Source organism: Bacillus sp. Root920 (genome assembly GCF_001429445.1).
Lineage (GTDB): Bacteria > Bacillota > Bacilli > Bacillales > Bacillaceae > Bacillus > Bacillus safensis.
The window spans coordinates 586,126-608,157 of the sequence record NZ_LMJV01000001.1 but is presented as its reverse complement, the minus strand read 5'-3'; the positions used below and the strand labels follow the sequence as shown (position 1 = coordinate 608,157).

The following is a 22,032-nucleotide window of genomic DNA, read 5'->3' as shown; positions in this document are numbered from 1 at the left end:
AAGTGACATACATCATGAACGAACGCATATGGACAAAAGATTTTATCATGATTGTCCTGGTGAATTTATTTACGTTCACCTCTTTTTATGCCCTTTTGACATTACTGCCCATTTACACAATGGATGAACTAAATGGAACAGAATCACAGGGAGGTCTCCTTGTGACGGTCTTCTTATTATCTGCTATTGTGACAAGACCGTTTTCTGGCGCCATTATTGAGAAATTCGGCAAAAAACGGATGGCGATTTTCTCTTCTACAGCCTTTGCCTTACTCACTTATTTATACATTCCGATTGATCAATTCCAAACGCTCCTTGTGCTGCGTTTTGTACAAGGGATCTTTTTTAGTATTTTGACGACAGTTGCCAGTGCCATTGCGGCTGATATGATCCCGAAACATAAACGCGGGGAAGGACTCGGATACTTTGTGATGTCTATGAACCTCGCTGTCGTCATCGGTCCGTTTATCGCACTGAATCAAGTAGGAAAAATAGGATTTCATTCCTTATTTCTTCTCTTTTCCATTATCGTGACGATCGGAGCTGCTTTTACGATGCTGATTAGACAGCCAGAGCCTGAAAACGGTGGAAGCATTGTCTTCCGATTCACGTTTTCGCATCTGTTTGAAAAAGGCGCATTAAAAACAGCGGCCGTCGGCATTATTATTTCCTTCTGTTATTCGCCGATTATTTCATTTATTTCAGTTTATGCCAATTCACTTCATTTGATGGGTGCAAGCAGTTATTTCTTTATTGTGTTTGCGGCTGCAATGCTTGGATCACGTCCATTTACAGGCAGACTTTTTGACCGGGTTGGAGCTCACGTTGTGATCTATCCTTCGATTGCCCTTTTTGCCATTGGTTTATGGATGCTGACAGCGACACATTCCGCTACAATGCTTCTTCTATCAGGCGCTGTGATTGGACTTGGCTACGGATCGCTCGTGCCATGTTTACAAACACTTGCGATTCAGCACTCACCAGCTCATCGTACGGGATATGCCACGGCTACTTTCTTCACCCTGTATGATACAGGTATTGCTGCCGGCTCATTTGTCTTTGGACTCCTTGTCAGTTTCACAGACTTTTCAAATGTGTACCTCATTGCGGGTATTGTGGTCTTACTGAGTATGGGCGTTTTTTATTGGAGCGAACGAAAACCCCAGGAAGCAAATGCACAAAAGGTCTCCCTTTCAGAATAAAAGGATACTATTTTAAACTTCGCCGGAAACATGCTAAAATATAGGATATTTCAAATAGAGCATACCGGCTTTTTTTGAAAAATAGTTGGCATTAAGCGAAAGTATAGGTGATGTTTTGAATTACGAATTGTTTAAAGTCATACACGGGATGGCTCACCATTCTGAGTTTTTAGATCAGGCCATGATCTTTATTACGAAAAAGGCCATTCTTGTGTACGCCCTTGTCTTATTGATTTGCTGGTTTTTAGGGAATCACAAATTTAAGAAGCATGTCTTCTTTTCCGGTGTAACAGGCATTGTAGCACTTATCGTCAACTTTGCCATTACATTGTTTCATTATGAAGAGCGGCCGTTTGTGGCGCATAAAGTCGACACACTCATCCCGCACTCAGCAGACGCTTCCTTCCCAAGTGACCATACAACAGGTGCATTGGCTCTTTCACTAGCCATTCGATCCCGTAATAAAAAGCTCGGCAACATCTTGCTCGTCTTTGGATTACTTACAGGATTCTCCCGCATCTGGGTCGGTCATCATTATCCATTTGATGTTTTAGGCAGCTTGGTCGTATCGATTGTGGTTGTCTTTATCATGAATAAATTATGGAAGTTCTTTGACTCTCCAATTGATCGCATCGTAACATTTTACGAGACAATTGTAGGGAAAATTTTCAGAAGGAAGACAAAGGATCAGGGCTCAGACCTGTCCAACTCTTAAGCGGCCTTGCGATAACGTGATGAAGATTCTTCTCTCACTTATCGCGCCGCTTTTTTTATTGGCTGTCTCCCTCTAACCATACTTGAAAAATAAAGACTGACGCCAATGCCAATAAGAGAAATGATGATCAATGTCCAGCCTAATTGTGCAAAATGAGCACCAGCAATTTCATCCCCAAACAGCATACCAAGCACAGCAGACGACAGAATAGAACCAAGGTAGCGGCATGTTTGAAAAAGTCCAGAGGATGTGCCAATCATTTGCTGAGGACTTGCCTTGAGCATCGCAGCTTGAAGCGCGACATTCCCAATCCCATAACTGAGCCCAAGCAGCGCCATAACCAATCCTTTCCCCCATAATGGCGCAGGAATAAAAAAGAAAGTCATGGCAGACGCTCCAGCCAGCATCAATACTGCACTCGCTAAAACTGGATGGCGTTCATCCCCGCGATCCACCCACTTTCCTGTCAGCGGCGACACAATAATGCTCACCCCTGACATACACAGCATAAAAAGACCCGTCATCTCCACACGCCAGCCTAACTCATCCTGAAAATAACTCGGCAAACCAAAAAAGAGACAATAGAAAAAGATATTTAAAATGATAAATTGCACATACACAAGTGACAGCCGCTGCTCTTCTCTGAACATCCGTATTTGAATAAACGGTTCATCCACCTGATACTCCCACCAGATAAAAGCGCCTGCACTCAGGAGACAAAGAATGCCTTGAACATATTGAATGCCATCACCCAGTGATAATAAAAATGAAAGCAGGAGAACAATGCAGACGGTAAAAAGAAGCATCCCTGGTAAATCGAGTGTTCGCACAGTTTCGCCTATGCGCAGCTTTCTCTTCTTCTGCTCCTTCGGAAACAACAATAGACCGAGAAAGAAACTAATCAAAATAAACGGCAGATTCACTAGGAAGATAGCCGGCCAGCCGCCAATGGTCATCAGAAATCCGCCAAGCGTCGGTCCAAGCGTCGTCATCGCTGAAGCAAAAATGGATAATACCGCTAACGCCGAAGCCTGTCTTTCTTGAATATGATCCCGAATGAGTCCGACCCCAGAAGGATAAATGGCACTGCTTCCAATCGCCTGTAACAAACGGATCACAATCAGCACCGCAAACGTTGGGGCAAACGGTGCGCAAATGGCTGAGAGTGCGACAAGAACCAGACCGAATAAAAATAAGGTTCTCCGGCTCATCACATGATCCCCAATCCGGCCGCTCACTGGCTGTGTTACTGCACTGGCTAAATAAAAAGAAGAGATAAGCCAAGATACGGTCGTAAACGACAAACCGAATTCATGCTGTATTTGATGCAAGGCCAAAGAAATCATTGATGAATTCAGCGGATTCAACATCGTTCCAAAGGCAATAGCGGTTAAAAAAACTTTTCGATTGTCTCTCCACTTGTTCATACACTGACCTCCTTTTTGCAACCCTTTCGTTATTATGAGATTCATTTCCCTTTTTTACCCTAATCAATTCAAGTTCTCTCTTAGAAAAGCAAGACATACATTCTAAAAAGGACGATTGTTGGAATAACACATATAAAATTGAGAATATGAGGAACAAATGGTAAGATGCTACACATATTTAAAAGCCTACTTTCTCCTTATATGGAGAACGGCTGAAAAGGAGGAGAAGCTTATTATTAAAAAAAGACGGTTTTGGGTCCCAGCCCTTTTCTCGGTTGCAGTATTACTTCTGTCTTCGTGTGGTTCAAATGAAACAAATGGGAACGGAGATAAACGTAATTCTACAGCGAAAGGGTCGCCAATTTTGGAGGATGGAAAATTTATTTTTGCAGCATCAGGTGAATTTCATCCGTTTAGTTACATGGATGGAAATCAGATGTCCGGCTTTGATATTGACGTAGGCAATGCGATTAGTGACAAACTAGGTCTCGAACCTATACAGAAAAAATATAAATTCGCAGGCATCGTCGAAGGCGTGAAAGCAGGTAAATTTGATGCGGCAGTTGCAAGTCATACCATCAATGAGGAACGAAAAAAACACGTCCTTTTTTCTAAGCCCTATTACTACTCTGGTCCGCAAATTTTCACAAGACCCGGATCAGACATTCAGCATGCTGATGACTTAAAAGACAAAGAAATTGCTGTATCAAAAGGATCGTCCTACGCTGATATTGCTAAGGAACATAGCGGGCAAGAACCAAAATATTATGATAGTGATGTCGTCGCCTTAGAAGCTCTGGCCAACGGAAAACACGATGCAGTCGTGACAGACTTCGCCACAGGTGCAGAAGCGATGAAGAAAAAATTGAACATCACAGCGCAGGAAAGACTCGGACAAAGTGAGCAGGCAATTGCTGTATCAAAAGAAAATGAACAGCTCATAGAAGAGATCAACGATGCGATTGACGCACTAAAAAAAGACGGAACATTAAAACAAATTAGCGAAAAGTACTTTGATGAAGACATCACGGTCAAACAAGATTAAAACCACGATTGTGCGCCCTTATTATAGGCGCACTTTCTTCAAATGGAGATGATTGTTTTGCCTACCCTATCACACTTTTTTCAGACACTGATTGATTCAAGAGGTATTTTCTTAGAAGGAATGCTGATCACCTTACAGCTGACGGTGATCAGCATCTTCATCGGTATGTTCATCGGGCTTTTCTTTGCTTTATTGAAAATATCCCGCATAGCCGTTTTCGGTTATATCGCCAATGCTTATATCTTTCTTGTACGCGGAACACCACTGATTGTTCAAATTTTCATCCTATATTTTGGCCTCACAGAATTGAATATACCCGACTTCTGGGCTGCTTCCATTGCGCTTGCCTTTCATAATGGCGCCTATATAGCCGAAATATTCAGAGGCGCCATCCAATCCATCGATCAGGGGCAAAAAGAGGCAGGACGATCTCTTGGCATGGGTCGTTTTTTAACAATGAGACGCATCATTCTCCCTCAAGCGATGCGGCGTGCTCTTCCCCCTCTTGGCAACCAGTTCATTATCGGCTTAAAAGACTCATCACTCGCCGCCTTTATCAGTGTCAATGAACTATTTAATGTCGCCACCACGCAAGGCTCCAACAGTTTTGATAATATGACGTATTTACTTGTTGTAGCCGTCTATTACTTAGTTCTTGTCCTGCTGTTAACATTCGCTGTCCAAACCTTTGAAAAGAAACTATCAGCCAGTGACCAATAGGAGGAGAAGCATGACAGAATCAAAGGAAATCATTCGTGTTGAAAAACTCAATAAATACTTTGGAGAGCTTCATGTTTTAAAAGATATCGATCTCACTGTTTATGAAAATGATGTGGTCGTCTTAATTGGCGCAAGCGGTTCTGGAAAAAGCACCTTGCTCCGCTGTATGAACTTTTTAGAAATAAAAAATGATGGAGACATCATCATCGATGGCAGTCCTGTTCATCCAAAGCGCGATCAATTAAACGAAATGAGACAAAAAATAGGGATGGTGTTTCAGCATTTTAATCTTTTCCCGCACAAAACTGTGCTTGAAAATATCATCGAAGCGCCTGTTATGGTAAAAAAAACAAAGAAAGCGCAAGCCATCGCTGAAGCCAGCGCCTTGCTAGAAAAAGTCGGACTTGCGGATAAAGCCAACGTTTATCCTTCTAAACTATCAGGCGGCCAAAAACAGCGTGTAGCCATAGCCAGATCCCTCGCCATGAAGCCTGATGTCATGTTATTTGACGAACCTACGTCTGCCCTTGATCCAGAGCTTGTAGGCGAGGTGCTGCAAACGATGAAAAGCCTCGCAAAAGAAGGCATGACCATGGTCATCGTCACACATGAAATGGGCTTTGCGAAAGAAGTTGCCGATCGTGTCGTCTACATGCACGAAGGCCGCATCGTCGAAGAAGGTGTCCCTTCGGAATTGTTTGATTCTCCTAGGGAGGAACGTACAAAACTGTTTCTAAGCTCCATTTTATAGGTCAAACGCCCTTCATTTTTAGTGCTTAACTTACGTTTTTGCTCATTTTTTACGAACTTTTCATCCATTTATATTGATCTTAACCAAAAAACCATGTCAGATAAACTTACATGTATATGTTATATATGACTTTTCTCTCTATAATGAAGAATTAAGAAAACAATAATTCTGAATGATTCGGGGGAATGCAGCATGCAAATGGGTGATACAGTATTTATGTTCTTCTGCGCACTACTCGTGTGGTTAATGACACCGGGTTTAGCTTTATTCTACGGAGGGCTCGTAAGAAGTAAAAACGTGTTAAGCACAACCATGCACAGCTTAACGTCACTAGCGATCGTTTCAATCGTATGGATCGTATTCGGTTATTCCTTCGCTTTTGCACCAGGCAATGCATGGATCGGAGGATTAGACTGGGTGGGCCTGAAAGGCGTAGGCTTTGAGCCTGGTTCCTATAGTGAGACCATTCCACATTCATTGTTCATGATGTTTCAAATGACCTTTGCCGTCTTAACAACAGCCATCATCTCAGGGGCCTTTGCTGAAAGGATTCGCTACTCAGCAGTCGTTGTATTTACACTTCTTTGGGTCACATTTGTATATGCTCCAGTCGCACACTGGGTATGGGGCGGCGGTTGGATTGGCGAGATGGGTGCGCTTGACTTCGCAGGCGGAAACGTGGTTCACATCTCATCCGGTGTTGCGGGTCTTGTCGTGGCGATTGTGCTCGGGAAGCGCAAAGAAGCGGCAAGCTCTTCTCCGCATAACTTGATCTACACCCTTCTTGGCGGAGCTGTCATCTGGTTTGGCTGGTTTGGTTTTAACGTGGGTAGTGCTCTTACATTAGACAGCGTGGCCATGTTTGCCTTTATTAACACCAATACAGCTGCTGCTGCAGGAATCATCGGCTGGCTGTTAGTAGAGTGGATGATCAACAAAAAACCAACCATGCTCGGCGCAATCTCTGGAGCCATCGCAGGTCTTGTCGCCATTACACCTGCCGCAGGCTTTGTTACACCGTTTGCTTCTATTATAATAGGAATCATTGGCGGGATCGTCTGTTTCTGGGGAGTCTTTTCACTCAAAGCCAAATTTGGCTACGATGACGCACTAGATGCATTCGGCCTTCACGGAATTGGCGGTACTTGGGGAGGAATTGCAACAGGACTTTTCGCCACAACTTCTGTCAACGACGGTGGAGCCAATGGCTTATTTTACGGAGATCCCAGCTTACTTTGGAAGCAAGTGGTCGCGATTGTTGCCACGTACGCTTTTGTTGCCGTTGTGACATACGTGATCATCAAAGTGGTCAATGTCTTCTTCAAAATTCGTGCAACCGAAGAAGAAGAATCAGTGGGTCTTGATTTAACCATGCACGGTGAAAAAGCTTATCAAGATTAAAGAAAAAGGGGTGTCTCTATGAGCAAAATGTATAAAGTGGAGATTGTCACACGTCCAGCTAATTTTGAAACATTAAAGGTGGAGCTTGGAAAGATTGGTGTCACCTCGATTACCTTTTCAAATGTACACGGCTGCGGCTTACAAAAGGGACATACAGAGCTATACCGCGGCGTCAAAAAAGAAAGCAACGTGTACGAACGATTAAAGATCGAAATCGTCCTAAGCAAAGTACCTGTCGAACAGGTCGTTGAAACAGCTCAAAAGGTACTTCGTACAGGCGAACCAGGGGATGGGAAAATTTTTATATATGAGGTAGCGAATACAATCAACATTCGGACAGGTGAAGAAGGACCTGCCGCCCTATAGTTTATCCTCCGCCGAGTGGCGGAGGATCTTTTTAAGCAGAAAAAAACCTCTGCATATTCATATACACAGAGGACCTTGTAAGACATTAAGATTGTTTTGTTTCTTCTGACTGACTGCTGTCTTTAGAGGAATCAGAAGACTTTTCTTGATCAGAGGATTTCCCCTTCTCGTCAGACTTTTCTTCAGATTTTTCTCCAGCTGGCTCTTTGGCTTTATCTTCAGCAGCAGGTTCCTTCGTTTTTTCCTCAGTCTTTGGCTGAGCAGGTTCTTTTGCTTGTTCCGTCACTTCTTGCGCTGCTTTTTCAATTGTAGAAACAGGCTTGTCAATGAAGCTAAGCGGATTAAGCGCTAAACCTTCCATACGAATTTCAAAATGCACATGGTTGCCGCTTTCAGCACCATATAGATTTTTACCAGAAGCACCAATGACATCATTCTGCTTGACTTCATCGCCTTCTTTGACACTTACTTGTGACAACGATTGATAAACAGTCGATAATCCATCTTCATGTTCAATTTCAACAACGTGACCAAGAACTGGATCTTTTTTCGCTTGAACCACTGTTCCACTAAGAGCAGCTGTGACATCAAACACTTTGCCATCTTTATCTGCAAGATCAATACCTTTGCTCAAGGTATAGGTGTTATTATAGTTTACAAGTGCTGCTTCTTTTTCTTTTTGGTCAGCATCTGCTTCATAGAACTTTTTCACGACAGAAACATTATCAGAATTCTGGACCGGCATTGCGACATTTTCAATTGGCTTTCCAACTTCAACGGCATCATCGCGCTGTTCTTGCCCTGTTTGATTTCCATCAGATAGTTGGTCTTTCACATCTTTTGATACAGCTTGATACCAAAGAACGGCTGTTAACACGACCGCTGCGCTGACCAAGTAAATAGCAGGGAATACCCAGCGCTTACGGAAAAATTGCTGAACTTTTGTGATTTTGGAAGTACGTTTCTTTTCTTCCTCTCTCATTTTTCATCACCTCAGCAACATTCTGAACACTTTTCAAAAAATATATACACACGAAATCATTTTTCTTTTTATTTTGCGCAATCGCATCAATAATATGTATGATAAATGAAAAAAAGATGGGGGACTTAATTGTGAAAACTTTCAACCGTATAGCAACAGAAGATGACCTCAAAGCCATCGTTGATATCTACAATTCAACCATTGCTTCAAGAGAAGTGACCGCTGATACAGAACCAGTTTCTGTCGACGACCGCCGGCAATGGTTTTTGAATCATTCCGAGAAAAGGCCTCTCTATGTGAAAACAGATGAGGATGGAAATATATACGGCTGGCTCAGCTTTGAAACGTTTTATGGAAGGCCTGCATACAACGGGACCGTTGAAATGAGTATCTATTTAAACCAAGACTATCGAGGAAAAGGCTTAGGATCACTTTTCTTGCAAGAAGCCATTGATTTAGCACCCTCATTAGGCATTCGAACGTTACTTGCCTTTATTTTCGGGCACAACGAAGCCAGCATTCGACTATTTAAAAAGCACGGCTTTGAGACATGGGGCCACCTGCCACGCATCGCAGAAATGGACGGCAGCAGATACGATTTAGATATCCTAGGAAAAGAATTATAAAACGAGCGTCTTCCTGAAAAAGAGACGCTTTTTTTATGACGCAAGTCACAGCTGTAAAAAGTGTAGTAAAGAGAGAAACAATATAATCAATCAACATTCACTCTTCCTAAAGCACTACTTACTCAAGTATGATAAAGAGTGAATACATAAAGGAGTGAACACCATTGCAACAAACTGAGAAAATCATTCAATCTCTTCATTCAATCGTAAAGTGGGGAAAGGTTGGTAGTATCTTTCTCTATATTTCAGGCGGTCTGGCTATTCTTATTGGTTTTTGGCTTGTTCTTCCTGCAGCCCTTGGCGTCTTCCTCATTATGATGGGAATTCATGTACAAAAATCTGTAAAAGCAGCTGAACACTTGATTCAGGCTCCAGATACTTCTTACGAAGAATTATTAGAACAGTACGCTAAGATGATGAAAATGCAAACACTGTTTGCCATTTCAAGTATTGCCGCAGTTATTCTTTCATTCATTGCTATCGTTTTGATACTTATACTAGGCGGGTTAGCCTTCCTTCAAGAAATTCCTTATGATGTCCAGCAGTATGAAGGTGATTACGAACAAGAACTCGGTGACTTTTATTAATGGAGAGGGGTATCAATAGTCATTCGATACCCCTTTTGTTTTTATCATTTGACTTGAATCATTCTCCTATGCTTGACATTCAGTCTTGATCATTTTAAAATACAAATCGTAACTATTACGAATTAAAGGAGGATCCTATTACTTATGCGCGTGAATATTACGTTGGCCTGTACTGAAACAGGTGACAGAAACTACATCACAACAAAAAATAAAAGAACGAATCCTGACCGATTGGAGTTAAAAAAATATTCTCCTCGATTAAAGAAATATACCCTTCATAGAGAAACAAAATAAATTTTTTAGATTATAAATCGTAATGATTACTTTTTAAGTGAGGCGGAAAACAAAATGATCGTTTTCAAAAAGGACAAAAACAAATGAATAAGCGTATACCTGTTACAGTATTAAGCGGCTTTTTAGGAGCAGGAAAAACAACGATATTAAATCATGTTCTTCAAAATCGCAAAGGATTAAAAGTGGCTGTGATCGTCAATGACATGAGCGAAATTAATATTGATGCAGAACTAGTCAAACAAGGCGGCGAGCTTTCTCGTTCAGATGAGAAACTCGTTGAATTATCTAACGGCTGTATTTGCTGCACTTTGAGAGAAGACTTGTTAATCGAAGTAGAACGCCTTTGTAAAGCGGGTAATATTGATTATATTGTCATTGAATCAACCGGAATTAGTGAACCAATTCCCGTCGCTCAAACGTTTTCTTATATTGATGAAGAAATGGGTATAGATTTGACCCGCTTTTGCCGTCTAGATACGATGGTCACGGTAGTAGATGCAAATCGTTTCTGGACTGATTTCCAGTCAGGAGAGAGTTTATTAGATCGTAAAGAAGCGGTTTCCGATGACGACGAGCGAGAAATTTCCGATTTACTCATTGATCAAATTGAATTTTGTGACGTGCTTATTATCAATAAATGTGATCTAGTATCTCCCTCTGAATTAGATCGACTTGAGCATGTGCTGAACAAACTACAACCAGAAGCATCTATCATCAAAACCTCAAAAGGTATAGTACAGCCAGATGACATTTTGAATACTGGTTTATTCGACTTTGAAAAATCAAGTGCCTCTGCTGGGTGGATCAAAGAAATCAACGCAGGACATGGTCAGCATACACCGGAAACAGAGGAATACCAAATTTCATCTTTTGTTTACGAAAGAAGACTCCCTTTTCATACCGGCAGACTGAATGCTTGGTTAGATCAAATGCCTGAGCAGATCGTTCGTGCGAAAGGTTTTACTTGGCTTGCCACACATCATGATTTAACCATTTTAATTTCACAAGCTGGGAAATCTGTTGCGATTGAACCAATTGCATACTGGATTGCTGCTTTGCCTGAACAAGAAAAAGCACGGTTATTAAATCAGGAACCAGAGCTTCTAGATGAGTGGGACGCAGAGTTTGGTGATCGCCATACAAAACTTGTGTTTATCGGTGTAGATTTGCCTAAAGCAGAAATCATTCGTACTCTTGATCAATGCTTGCTCACACCTGAGGAATTTGATCAAGATTGGACTACATTTGAGGACCCTTTTCAATGGAAAATACAAAATTAGGCCAGGAGGGTTTTAATTGGCAAAGAAATCTAAGATTGCTAAAGAAAAAAAACGACAGCACCTTGTATTGAAATATGCAGAATTAAGGAAAGAGTTAAAAGAAAAAGGTGACTATGAAGCTTTACGAAAATTACCTAGAGACTCTTCCCCTACCCGCTTAAAAAACCGCTGTGAATTAACGGGCCGTCCCAGAGGTTATTTACGAAAATTCAAAATGTCTAGGATTGCTTTTCGTGAGCTTGCCTATAAGGGTCATATCCCTGGAGTGAAAAAATCGAGCTGGTAAAGAATGATTTGATCTTATCACAGCACTCGTAAAAGTAAAGCCGCACACAATGAGGGAAAATCTATTTTCCAATCTTATCTCAATCTTTTTGAGGTGCAAAATAGCAATTTAAAAACCAGCAGAAATTCTGCTGGTTTTTTATAGTGACTGAGTTCATAAGATAAAAAGACCTGTTTTCAAAAAAGGATTTTCAACCACGATTATGACATTTTCTCTTCTTTTCAAAAATACATGATCATGATACTTTATTGTCATTACCCACCGATGTATGACATCTCAACCTTTTTCTGATCTTTTTTCTGCTCTCTCTCGGCTGAATATTGGTCATGTCTATTCGACCATAATTCCTTTAACCTGTTCGTTAATTCTTCATTATCTTTTGTCGTACGAATCATCTGTTTCAGATCAAAACCCGATGATGCAAACAGACATGTAAATAATTCCCCCCGTGCAGACAGCCTTGCTCTGTTACATGTTCCACAAAAAGCATCTGAAACGGAAGAAATAATGCCTATCTCTCCTGAACCATCTTTGTAAAAAAATCGTTTGGCTACTTCACCTGTATATTGAGGAGGTTCTGGTTTGATAGGATATGTTGAATCAATTAATTCAATTATTTCTTTCTTTGTCATGACATGTTCTAGATTCCATTTATTCGTATTACCGACATCCATAAATTCAATAAATCTGAGAACGTGTCCTTCTTTTTTGAAGTAACCTGCCATTGGTAAGACATCCTGATCATTCACACCTTTTTGAACAACCATATTAATCTTGATAGCAAGTCCAGCCTTTTTTGCAGCCTCAATACCATCAAACACTTTTTGGATAGAAATATGCCTTCCGTTCATTTGCTTAAAACGGTCGGGATTTAATGAATCTAAACTAATGGTGACTCTATTAAGACCAGCTCTCTTCAACTGATCAGCATATAAAGGTAAAAGCGTTCCATTGGTTGTCATCGCAATGTCTTCAATCCCTGGAATGTTTGCGAGCTTTTCTATTAAGACAGGCAGATCCTTCCGCATTAAAGGTTCTCCGCCCGTGATGCGTATTTTTACCACACCTAGGTTCTTTACAAAAAGGGTAGCAAGTCGTTCTATTTCTTCGAAACTAAGCAGTTCTTCTTTTTTCAAGAAAGGATAATCCGGTCCAAAAATTTCAGCAGGCATACAGTACGTACATCTAAAGTTACAACGATCAGTTACTGATATTCTTAAATCGCGCAATGGTCGATGTCTTTTATCTAAAATACTGACCATACTTTGCCTCCTATTCTGTAATACGCTGAGGGTGCGTGTAAATGTTAAAGGATTTCCCTCTGACGAATCCAACTGTCGTAATATTTAATTCTTCTGCCATTTTAAGCGCCAGCTCAGTAGGTGCTGATTTTGAAATGACGATAGACACTCCTAGTTTTGCTGCCTTCAATAGAACTTCTGACGATATCCGGCCGCTGAAAACAAGGATTTTATCTCTAAGTGGAATTCGCTGAAGTAAACAATATCCATAAATTTTATCTAAAGCATTATGTCTTCCTATATCAGTTCTAGTGATGAATAGCTTCTCTGTGTCACACAGACCAGCATTATGCACTCCACCAGTATGTTGAAATAATTGGCTTTCTTCTTGCAAACACTTCATGAGATGCATACAGGTATCAGCAGAAATACTGATTCGATCAATGGCCGTTTTTGCCGTCTTCACATCTTGAAGGAAATAAAAGTGTCTTCCTTTCCCGCAGCATGAACCAATCACTCGTTTTGTAAAATCTGATGAATCAAATCCACTTGAGTGAACTAAATCAACATAGGCAAAACCCATACTTTCATCTATTGTAAACCTTTTAATCTCATTTTCAAATCGAATGACCCCTTCTGAAGCCAAAAAGCCGATAACCAATTCTTTCAGGTGCTCTGGGGAACAAACAAGTGTCACAAATTCTTCTCCATTCACCATCACAGTTAAAGGATATTCTTCTACAATTTCATCAGTTTTGCAGGTAAACTGGCCTTCACGGTATTGGTGTATGACTCGTTTCTTTTTAACAGATGAATTCATTGTATGATCTTCCTTTCAATGCAAATTTAGTTATATGATCCAATCAAATTGTGATATTATTTTAAAAAGTCATAAAAATGTAACATATTTCTATCTTATCAAACTTCTTGATTGCTTTATATGGGGGGAACAAAATGAACAAATCGAAAAATCGCTGGCTCATCGCAGCAAGTGCTGTAGGAATTCATTTATCTATTGGGTCTGTTTATGCTTGGAGTGTTTTTACAAATCCTTTACATGAAGCCTTTCAGTGGTCATTAACAGAAATAAGTCTCACATTCAGTATTGCTATTTTATTTTTAGGTTTATCTGCTGCTTTTATGGGACATTTCGTTGAAAGGTATGGTCCAAGGGCATCGGGGCTCTTCTCAGCTATTTTCTTCGGCATCGGAATGACTGGTTCAGGATTCGCTGTCCACATGTCCTCACTGCCTCTCCTCTATTTATTTTATGGTGTACTCGCTGGAATTGGTTTAGGGGTAGGCTACATTGCACCTGTATCAACTCTAGTCAAATGGTTTCCGGATCGAAGAGGTCTTGCAACCGGCTTAGCCATTATGGGGTTTGGGTTTGCTTCTCTTATTTGCAGCCCAATTATTCAATATCTCATTGAAAAAGTGAATATCGCAAATACTTTTTATATTCTTGGAATCTCCTATTTTATCATCATGGTGATCTCATCTCTTTATTTATCACCACCAACGCCTGATGACGTCAAACAATTTGACGTATTCAAAACAAAGAAAAGAAAAATCCCTCAAGATTTATCACAGCTTACAGCAAATGAAGCGATCAAAACAAGACGTTTTTATTATTTGTGGCTTATGCTTTTTATTAATATCACATGCGGAATCGCTATTATTTCAGTAGCGTCACCTCTTGCTCAAGAAAGTGTTGGGTTCACTGCAGGTGCTGCAGCTACTCTTGTGGGCATTTTAGGTGCTTTTAATGGTTTAGGACGCATTGGCTGGGCATCGTTTTCAGATTATATAGGAAGACCGAATACGTATACGATTTTTTTCAGTATCCAGCTCATTGCTTTTCCATTACTCCCCTATTTAAAAGAACCGCTCATCTTTTCAATCGTTATGGCGATCATTTATACGTGCTATGGAGGAGGATTTGCTTCAATTCCAGCCTATATTGGGGATTTGTTTGGTACAAAGCAGCTTGGTGCCATACACGGTTATATTTTGACTGCTTGGGCCGCTGCGGGATTAGCAGGACCACTATTTTCATCCTTCATCCGAGATATAACAGGTAATTACACACAAAGCCTTATGGTGTTCTCTGGCTTATTTTTCATTGCTTTTATCATATCACTTCTCATTCGAAAGGATATTCAGCAGCTAAGAGAAAAAAACCTATCTGCTGCTTCCTCTGTCTCAGCCCGATCTTAATTTGAATTTGACAGAATCACAATCTAAAGGTAATTTTTAGATATGAAAACGCTTTACAAAGTAATAGGAGGGTGATGATCTCATGGGGAAAACAAAACATAAGGGGCCTGTTAAACTCAATAAAAAACCCTCACCAAAGCTATGGGCCTCTTTTGTACCAATGGGGCTTGGCAAAGTGAAACCGAAACACATTCGAGATACGATGAAAGTGGCATGGGAGAACAAAGATAACCTTCCCTACGCGTACCGTATTTTAACGCAGGGTGTTTGTGACGGCTGTGCCCTTGGCGTCTCAGGACTGTATGATCAAACGCTCGCAGGACCTCATATATGCACCACAAGACTAAATGTGCTTCGTCTTAACACAATGCCAGCTATTGATCCAAAATGGTTTGAAGATATTCAGCAGCTAAAGCAAATGGACAGCACCTCTCTTCGCAAGCTTGGGCGGATTCCTTATCCATTGATCCGAAAAAAAGGTGACAATGCCTTTACACGTATTTCTTGGGATGATGCACTAGATCAAATCGCTGCTAAAATCCAATCAATTGATAAACGGCAGCTTGCTTTCTATTTAACCGCCAGAGGAATTACAAATGAAGTTTATTATACGGCTGCAAAAACGGCTCGATTTATAGGGACGAATCATATTGATAATGCTTCTCGCATTTGCCATTCACCAAGTAAAACTGCTCTTAAACGGTCTCTTGGCATCGGTGCTTCCAGCTGTAATTACAGTGATTGGATTGGAACGGATGTATTAATTTTTTGGGGATCTGTTGCAGCAAACAATCAGCCTGTTTCCACTAAATATATGTACGCTGCTAAAAAGAAGGGAACAAAAATTATCGTCATCAATCCGTATAAAGAGCCTGCTATGGAAAAGTATTGGGTTCCTTCTATTCCAGAGAGTGCTTTATTCGGTACAAAAATTGCAGATGATTTTTACCAAGTCAATATAGGCGGAGATATTGCATTTATGAACGGCGTCATCAAGCATTGGTTTGACATGGAGCAGCATGCTCCCCATTCGGCTCTTGATCACGAATTTATTCAAAAACATACAACGGGCATACAGGATTTAAAGCAGCATGTCGCACAATTGAAGTGGGAGGACCTAGAAGCATCATCAGGTTTATCAAAAGAAAGAATGAAGGAATTTGCGACACTGCTTGCCAATGCTAATTCAGGCGTTTTTATTTGGAGTATGGGCCTTACTCAGCACCGCTTTGCAACTGATAATATATCACAGGTTGCCAACCTTGCCATGCTGCGCGGATTTATCGGCAGAAAACATTGTGGTGTCATGCCAATTCGGGGGCATAGCGGCGTCCAAGGTTCTGGTGAAATGGGTGCTGATCCATTCGTTTTGCCGGGTAGTGATTTTGATGAAGAGAATATTGAAAGAATCGAACGTATATGGGGGTTTGACATTCCTAAATGGCATGGTGACACCATTGGGCAATCCTTTGAGAAGATGGCTCTCCCAAAAGACCATCCACAAAAACTCAAAATGCTGTTTACGAGTGGCGGAAACTTTTTAGAAACGATGCCAAATCCGGAAGCGATCGAAAAAGCATTATCTGAACTTGAACTCCGTGTTCACCAAGATATCATTTTGAATACCTCTACGCTGGTAGACGCTGAAGAGGCGGTGATTGTGCTGCCTGCTATGACAAGGTATGAACAACCAGGCGGCGGCACATCAACCAGTACGGAACGCATGGTATATTTCAGTCCAGAAATTGAAGGACCTCGTATTGAGGAAGCCAGAGCGGAATGGGACATTTATGTTGATCTTGCGAAAAGAGTCCGGCCAGAAGATGCCGAGCTGATACATTTTGAAACAGCTGAAGACATTCGTCGTGAGATTGCGGTCGCCAACCGAAATTATGATGGCATCCAGCATTTACGTCACAAGGGAGACGTTTTTCAATGGGGAGGTGCATGGCTTTGTGAAGATGGCGTGTGTCCAACACCAGACGGCAAGGGACATCTTCTTCCTGCCCAGCTGCCTCAATATCGAAAAACCGAAGGACATTTCAATATCACGACAAGAAGAGGAAAGCAATTCAACTCCATGATCTACAGTGAAAAGGATGCCTTTAATGGTGGAAAACGTCATTCTATCCTAATGAATGAAGAAGATGCAAAAGAGCTTTACATCCAAGAAGGTGATCCAGTTGTTCTCTTTAATCAATATGGATCCTATCAAGGAGTGGCTCAATTCGGAGAGTTGAGACGCGGCAATATCGCAGTTTATTGGCCGGAAGGGAACGTTTTAATTCCTAAAGGTGTGTATGAGAGCTACTCACAGATTCCCGAGTATAATACAGCTGCCATATTAGAAAAAGCCGAAACCTTCCATGCAAGAAAGGATCAGCATTATGTGGAGAAACGAATTGATGAATTAGAAACGACTTTGAATTAATCGTCAACTTAAAAACAGCTGGGGTTGTTTTCCCCAGCTGCCATTCACTCTCTACCGACCAAAAGCGCTCGCTTCCTGTTGAAGAATATGGTTCAATTCTTCGGCATTTGCAGCCGGTTGATATTGTCCTCCACCCGCTTTTGCAACAGATTTAAGACTTTTTGCTTCCTTTTCATTCACATCGAAGCCAATGATATTGACGATTGTATCTATTCCGTCTTCATGTAATTCCTTTGCTGCTTGTGAAGGGCTTCCACCACAAGTTTCTTCACCATCACTGACAACATAGACAATATTTTTCCCTTCAGCTTGGTGATCTTCAAAATCTTGTTTCGTATCCGTTAATGCTTTTGCAAGTGGTGTCCAGCCAGTTGGCTTATACACATTCAGTGCTTGTTGAAATGTTGATGGCTCATATGATCCAAATCCGTAAACGGCTTCAGAGCTTGAACAAGAAACGGCTTTCCCTGCATTTTTATTGGTTCCTTCATGACCAAACACACGAAGCAGAACTTGTGTATCTTCTGATAAAATGCTCGCAAAGCTTTGAATAGACCGTTTGGCGATTTCAATTTTCTTTTCACCTTCAACTGACTGTGCCATGCTGCCGCTTAAATCGAGTAATATCACCACATGAGCAGGCGGCTCCTGTTTTGTTACAGCATGAGCTGGTGAAGAAAGAAGCAGGACAAGACTAGCCAAAATGGTTAATACGATATTTCTTTTCATCAAAAAAGACCTCCCTTTTTTACTTTTGTACAGAAAAAGAGAAACGAAAGCATGAATCAATCGTTTCCCTTTTGTTCAGCAAGTTATTCGTGTAGTTTTAATGATTCTGCTGAAAAGATAGATCCCATTTCTTTACCTGTGCTTGCTTGGTAGTAATGGCCTTTACCAGCTTTGGCTACTTGCTTCAATTGACCTTCATAGCCATCGTTAAAGTCTAACCCGATCACATTTACAACAGTTGATCCTTTTGAGTTATGCAATTCTTTTGCTACTTTTACTGGATCTCCGCCACAAGTTTCTTCACCATCAGTGATTAAGTACACAATATGCTTTGTTCCTTCAGTAAGCTGCTCATCCGCTTGCTTTGCATTTTCAAGTGCACGTGCAATCGGTGTCCAACCAGTCGGCCCAAGTCCGTTTAAAGAGTTCTCAAAGCTGTCTTTTTCATAAGGCTGTACGCCGTAAACGCCTCTAATGACTTCACATGATTGAGCTTTACCTGAATTTTTGTTGTTTCCTTCAGAACCAAACAAGCTCATACGAATTTTAGCGTCTTTTGGAAGTGACTGAGCAAATTTAAATACCTCTTGTTTAGCGAGATCAAATTTGCGCTCTCCCTCTACTTTTCTTGCCATACTTCCGCTTGCATCAAGTAAGATTGTGACTCTTACATCTTTATTATGTTTTTTGACTGTAGATGCTTCTGCAAATACTGGTGAAGAGATTGACATAGATAATGTCAATACAGCTAAGGTTACGAGTGAGAATACTTTTTTCAACATAATTTTCCTTCCTCCTTATGTATTTAATTGAAACACCTTAATCGTAAATTATTCTGTCTTGGAATGGTATAGGACTCGGTCCCTTTTTCTCTTTCATCAAAATCACTAAAATTCTGTCAGATGTCTAGATATTTTCACCTAACACACCCATTATCCTCTCGTTTTCTCTGTCTTTCGAGGGACTTTGTATCGGCCATCGGTTCTTGTCAGGACATAAATGTTTAAGATTTCCTGACCTGCGTCTTAAGTCGCGATTTGACACATTCTGTTCAAATCTCTTTGAACACACAAAAAAAATGCCTCATTTCTGAGACACCTTTGCTTTATTTTTTAGCCATATACGTGTTGAGAAAACGATCGGCTGATTCGATTTGAATTCCTTTATAATAATGTTTCACGATGGCATCTACTTTTTTGCCTGCCTGCGCCATATAATGCGCACCATATTGACTCATGCCTACACCATGACCATATCCTTTTGTTGTAATGACAATCTGCTGGCCCTTGCGTTCCCATGTAAAGTCCGCTGAATGAAGGCCTAGTGATTCTCGAATGTCTCGGCCTGACAGTGTTTTACCGTTGATCACGGCTTTCGCTACTTGGTTTCCTGGTGTCCGTTCTACAATCTGTCCGACCTGAGCCTGCTGAGTGAGTGTCACACCTAATTTTTGCTGAAATTCACTGACTGAGATGGTTTTCTTATTTTGAAATTTTGGCGATTTTTCGTCCCATTTACTTGAGACACTTTTCAAATAAGGGATTTCGTTTTTCCAATAGGCTTCGGCATTTTCCGTTTTTCCGTTACTTGTTGAAAAGAATGAAGCATCAATTGGTTTCTCGTCATAAGTCAGCACTTTTCCTTGTGTGCTGGCGACAGCTTCCGTGACCTTTTTTAATTTCCAATTGTACGCTTTCCCCCAAATTTTCTTGAGTTCCTGTTTGTTTTTGTAAACTTGGAACATTTGGGTATCATCTACAAGAGATCCCTTAGGTGATTTGACAGTCTTATCACTGATCATTTGTCTGACGATATACGTTCTTGCTGCGAGCGCCTGTGCTTTGAGTGCTTCCATTTCAAAATCAGCTGGCATTTCAGATGCTACGACACCGATCACATACTCTTCTAAGGGGATGTTTTCTACCTGCTGATGAGCTGAGCGATAGACGGGGATAGCGACGGGTGATTGCTTCAATTTGACTGAACCCTTCACTTCTTTTTTAACTGATGGTTCTGCTGCTACGTGCTGGCTTGCCGCCGGTTTCCCTTGGAACGTCGGCAACACAAGTAATGTTGGAATCATTAAAATAATGATGCATATTCCTGCGATTGTCCATATCATTGGTTTCATATTTGGCTGCCCCCATTTGTCATTGAATCTCTTTTATCCTATGGGCAGGGACAAGCTAATATGACAGCTTCTTTCATTTAGTGGACAAGTCTTTTATGAAAAGTATGGGCCTGTTCTTAGAATGGATTTTACTGTTCGTCTGTATGAATAAAATTTAAGATGGTTGGATACACTAATGATAAGCTTCGTGAAATGAGGCATTCTATGATTCTAATAAAAAATCAGCATGCCCCAATGGACACACTGATTTCTTTCATGATTAAGCGTTCAGATCTGATACAACTTGTTCTTGTGTCACATCTGCTGATTCATCGTTAACTCTTTCAATATCTGCACCGATTGCTGCAAGCTTTTGGTGGAAGTTCACATAACCACGGTCAATATGCTTCAACTCAGTGACACGTGTATGACCTTCTGCCACTAATCCAGCAAGTACAAGTGCTGCTCCTGCTCTTAAATCAGTCGCTGCCACTTCAGCACCTTGAAGTTGAACCGGCCCATTGATAATGACAGAGCGACCCTCAATTTTAATATCGCCATTCATGCGGCGGAATTCTTCAGCATGCATAAAGCGGTTTTCAAACACCGTTTCTGTGATCATGCTTGTTCCGTTCGCACGAAGCAATAGCGCCATCATCTGAGATTGCATATCCGTTGGGAACCCAGGATGCGGCATTGTTTTTAGATCGATTGGCTTGAGCTCAGATGGTCCAATGACTCTTAAACCTTCTTCTTCTTCAATGATCTGAATACCCATTTCTTCCATTTTTGCCACAAGTGATGTCATGTGCTCTGGCACTGCGCCTTTTACAAGAACATTTCCTTCTGTAATGGCTGCTGCCACCATGAAAGTACCTGCTTCAATTCTGTCAGGGATGATGTTGTGTTTTGCACCGTGAAGTGTTTCCACACCTTCGATTTTGATTGTACCAGTACCAGCACCGCGAACCTTACCGCCCATGGCATTGATGTAGTTTGCTAAATCAACAATTTCAGGTTCTTTTGCTACGTTTTCTAAAATCGTTGTTCCTTCAGCTAATGCTGCTGCCATGATGATGTTTTCAGTTGCCCCTACACTTGGGAAATCCAAATAGATTTTTGCACCTTTTAAACGGCCTTTTACTTCAGCCTCGATGAAACCATTACCTACTTGAATTTTAGCACCCATTGCCTCAAAGCCTTTTAAATGCTGATCAATTGGTCTTGAACCAATCGCACAGCCTCCAGGTAATGCAACTCTTGCATGACCTGTTCTTGCTAAAAGTGGTCCCATGACAAGCACGGATGCTCGCATTTTACGGACATACTCAAACGGAGCCTCAGTTTCTAGTGCATGAGATGCATCAACTGATACTTCGTTATTTTCAAAATGTACTTCTGCTCCTAAATGACGTAACACTTCATTGATTGTATATACATCGGAGAGCGTAGGTACATCACAAATTACGCTTTTTTCTGTACTTGCTAACAAAGATGCAGCGATAACTGGTAAAACGGCATTTTTTGCGCCTTCTACTTTAACTGTGCCGTTTAACTTTTGACCGCCGCGGACGATGATTTTTTCCAAGGTCTTCCCCTCCGCGTCCCAAATTCTCTAT

The 22,032-nt window shown here is 41.1% G+C and carries 22 protein-coding genes; 14 read left to right on the top strand and 8 right to left on the bottom strand.

Annotated features, from left to right (window positions below; genetic code table 11):
* Positions 1–14: 14 nt before the first annotated feature.
* Positions 15–1,202: an MFS transporter gene (locus ASE42_RS02765; RefSeq protein WP_041108129.1), complete on the top strand. Its 1,188-nt coding sequence runs from the start codon at positions 15–17 to the stop codon at positions 1,200–1,202.
* A gap of 115 nt (positions 1,203–1,317) precedes the next feature.
* Positions 1,318–1,917: an undecaprenyl-diphosphatase gene (locus tag ASE42_RS02760; RefSeq protein ID WP_056765582.1), complete on the top strand. Its 600-nt coding sequence runs from the start codon at positions 1,318–1,320 to the stop codon at positions 1,915–1,917.
* Between the two features lie 38 nt (positions 1,918–1,955).
* On the opposite strand, the gene ASE42_RS02755 is transcribed toward ASE42_RS02760, so the two are convergent.
* A complete protein-coding gene (locus tag ASE42_RS02755; protein ID WP_056765580.1) occupies positions 1,956–3,344 on the bottom strand; it encodes an MFS transporter in 1,389 nt (462 codons plus the stop codon).
* Between the two features lie 157 nt (positions 3,345–3,501).
* Between ASE42_RS02755 and ASE42_RS02750 the strand changes: the two genes are divergently transcribed.
* The 5 genes from ASE42_RS02750 to ASE42_RS02730 all read left to right on the top strand — a co-directional run bounded on the left by ASE42_RS02750 (position 3,502) and on the right by ASE42_RS02730 (position 7,627).
* Positions 3,502–4,389: a transporter substrate-binding domain-containing protein gene (locus ASE42_RS02750; protein ID WP_056765578.1), complete on the top strand. Its 888-nt coding sequence runs from the start codon at positions 3,502–3,504 to the stop codon at positions 4,387–4,389.
* Between the two features lie 42 nt (positions 4,390–4,431).
* Entirely contained in the window at positions 4,432–5,109 is a 678-nt protein-coding gene (locus tag ASE42_RS02745) for an amino acid ABC transporter permease (RefSeq protein WP_080652918.1), read from the top strand.
* A 10-nt stretch (positions 5,110–5,119) separates the two neighbouring features.
* Positions 5,120–5,860, top strand: coding sequence for an amino acid ABC transporter ATP-binding protein (locus ASE42_RS02740; protein WP_034622553.1), 741 nt, complete (start codon positions 5,120–5,122; stop codon positions 5,858–5,860).
* Positions 5,861–6,052: 192 nt separating this feature from the next.
* Positions 6,053–7,261: an ammonium transporter gene (locus ASE42_RS02735; RefSeq protein WP_056765576.1), complete on the top strand. Its 1,209-nt coding sequence runs from the start codon at positions 6,053–6,055 to the stop codon at positions 7,259–7,261.
* 18 nt (positions 7,262–7,279) lie between these two features.
* Complete coding sequence (locus ASE42_RS02730; protein WP_024423704.1) at positions 7,280–7,627, top strand: P-II family nitrogen regulator; 348 nt, start codon at positions 7,280–7,282, stop codon at positions 7,625–7,627.
* Positions 7,628–7,712: 85 nt separating this feature from the next.
* Here ASE42_RS02730 and ASE42_RS02725 read toward each other — a convergent pair whose 3' ends face one another.
* A complete protein-coding gene (locus ASE42_RS02725) occupies positions 7,713–8,609 on the bottom strand; it encodes a peptidoglycan DD-metalloendopeptidase family protein (RefSeq protein WP_034281210.1) in 897 nt (298 codons plus the stop codon).
* A 116-nt stretch (positions 8,610–8,725) separates the two neighbouring features.
* On the opposite strand from ASE42_RS02725, the gene ASE42_RS02720 reads away from it, so the two are divergent.
* The 5 genes from ASE42_RS02720 (at position 8,726) to rpsN (ending at position 11,682) form a co-directional block, all read left to right on the top strand.
* Positions 8,726–9,235 carry a GNAT family N-acetyltransferase gene (locus ASE42_RS02720; protein WP_056765574.1) on the top strand — a complete coding sequence of 170 codons (510 nt, stop codon included), beginning with the start codon at positions 8,726–8,728 and terminating at the stop codon, positions 9,233–9,235.
* 164 nt (positions 9,236–9,399) lie between these two features.
* On the top strand, positions 9,400–9,822 hold the full coding sequence (locus ASE42_RS02715) for a DUF5362 family protein (protein WP_024426331.1): 423 nt from the start codon (positions 9,400–9,402) through the stop codon (positions 9,820–9,822).
* Positions 9,823–9,966: 144 nt separating this feature from the next.
* The gene (gene rpmG / locus ASE42_RS02710; protein WP_024423713.1) at positions 9,967–10,116 is read left to right on the top strand and encodes a 50S ribosomal protein L33; all 150 of its coding nucleotides are present in this window, start codon (positions 9,967–9,969) and stop codon (positions 10,114–10,116) included.
* Between the two features lie 83 nt (positions 10,117–10,199).
* Entirely contained in the window at positions 10,200–11,396 is a 1,197-nt protein-coding gene (locus ASE42_RS02705) for a GTP-binding protein (protein ID WP_056765572.1), read from the top strand.
* Positions 11,397–11,412: 16 nt separating this feature from the next.
* Positions 11,413–11,682 (top strand): 30S ribosomal protein S14, encoded by a 270-nt coding sequence (rpsN, locus tag ASE42_RS02700; protein WP_024426333.1) that lies wholly within the window; start codon positions 11,413–11,415, stop codon positions 11,680–11,682.
* A 254-nt stretch (positions 11,683–11,936) separates the two neighbouring features.
* On the opposite strand, the gene moaA is transcribed toward rpsN, so the two are convergent.
* Positions 11,937–12,944, bottom strand: coding sequence for a GTP 3',8-cyclase MoaA (gene moaA, locus ASE42_RS02695; protein ID WP_056765566.1), 1,008 nt, complete (start codon positions 12,942–12,944; stop codon positions 11,937–11,939).
* Between the two features lie 10 nt (positions 12,945–12,954).
* The gene (gene fdhD, locus ASE42_RS02690; RefSeq protein WP_024423717.1) at positions 12,955–13,743 is read right to left on the bottom strand and encodes a formate dehydrogenase accessory sulfurtransferase FdhD; all 789 of its coding nucleotides are present in this window, start codon (positions 13,741–13,743) and stop codon (positions 12,955–12,957) included.
* Positions 13,744–13,877: 134 nt separating this feature from the next.
* Here fdhD and ASE42_RS02685 point away from each other — a divergent pair, with 134 nt between their 5' ends.
* Both ASE42_RS02685 and ASE42_RS02680 read left to right on the top strand, forming a co-directional pair.
* The gene (locus tag ASE42_RS02685; RefSeq protein ID WP_024423718.1) at positions 13,878–15,143 is read left to right on the top strand and encodes an OFA family MFS transporter; all 1,266 of its coding nucleotides are present in this window, start codon (positions 13,878–13,880) and stop codon (positions 15,141–15,143) included.
* Positions 15,144–15,225: 82 nt separating this feature from the next.
* Positions 15,226–17,574, top strand: a complete 2,349-nt coding sequence (locus tag ASE42_RS02680; RefSeq protein ID WP_056765565.1) for an FdhF/YdeP family oxidoreductase — start codon at positions 15,226–15,228, stop codon at positions 17,572–17,574.
* A 51-nt stretch (positions 17,575–17,625) separates the two neighbouring features.
* Here ASE42_RS02680 and ASE42_RS02675 read toward each other — a convergent pair whose 3' ends face one another.
* The 4 genes from ASE42_RS02675 to murA all read right to left on the bottom strand — a co-directional run bounded on the left by ASE42_RS02675 (position 17,626) and on the right by murA (position 22,001).
* A complete protein-coding gene (locus ASE42_RS02675; RefSeq protein WP_024423719.1) occupies positions 17,626–18,303 on the bottom strand; it encodes a VWA domain-containing protein in 678 nt (225 codons plus the stop codon).
* An 83-nt stretch (positions 18,304–18,386) separates the two neighbouring features.
* The gene (locus ASE42_RS02670; RefSeq protein WP_034622539.1) at positions 18,387–19,085 is read right to left on the bottom strand and encodes a VWA domain-containing protein; all 699 of its coding nucleotides are present in this window, start codon (positions 19,083–19,085) and stop codon (positions 18,387–18,389) included.
* Between the two features lie 323 nt (positions 19,086–19,408).
* Positions 19,409–20,434: a stage II sporulation protein D gene (gene spoIID, locus ASE42_RS02665; RefSeq protein WP_024426338.1), complete on the bottom strand. Its 1,026-nt coding sequence runs from the start codon at positions 20,432–20,434 to the stop codon at positions 19,409–19,411.
* A gap of 259 nt (positions 20,435–20,693) precedes the next feature.
* The gene (murA, locus tag ASE42_RS02660; protein ID WP_024423722.1) at positions 20,694–22,001 is read right to left on the bottom strand and encodes a UDP-N-acetylglucosamine 1-carboxyvinyltransferase; all 1,308 of its coding nucleotides are present in this window, start codon (positions 21,999–22,001) and stop codon (positions 20,694–20,696) included.
* Positions 22,002–22,032 lie beyond the last annotated feature (31 nt).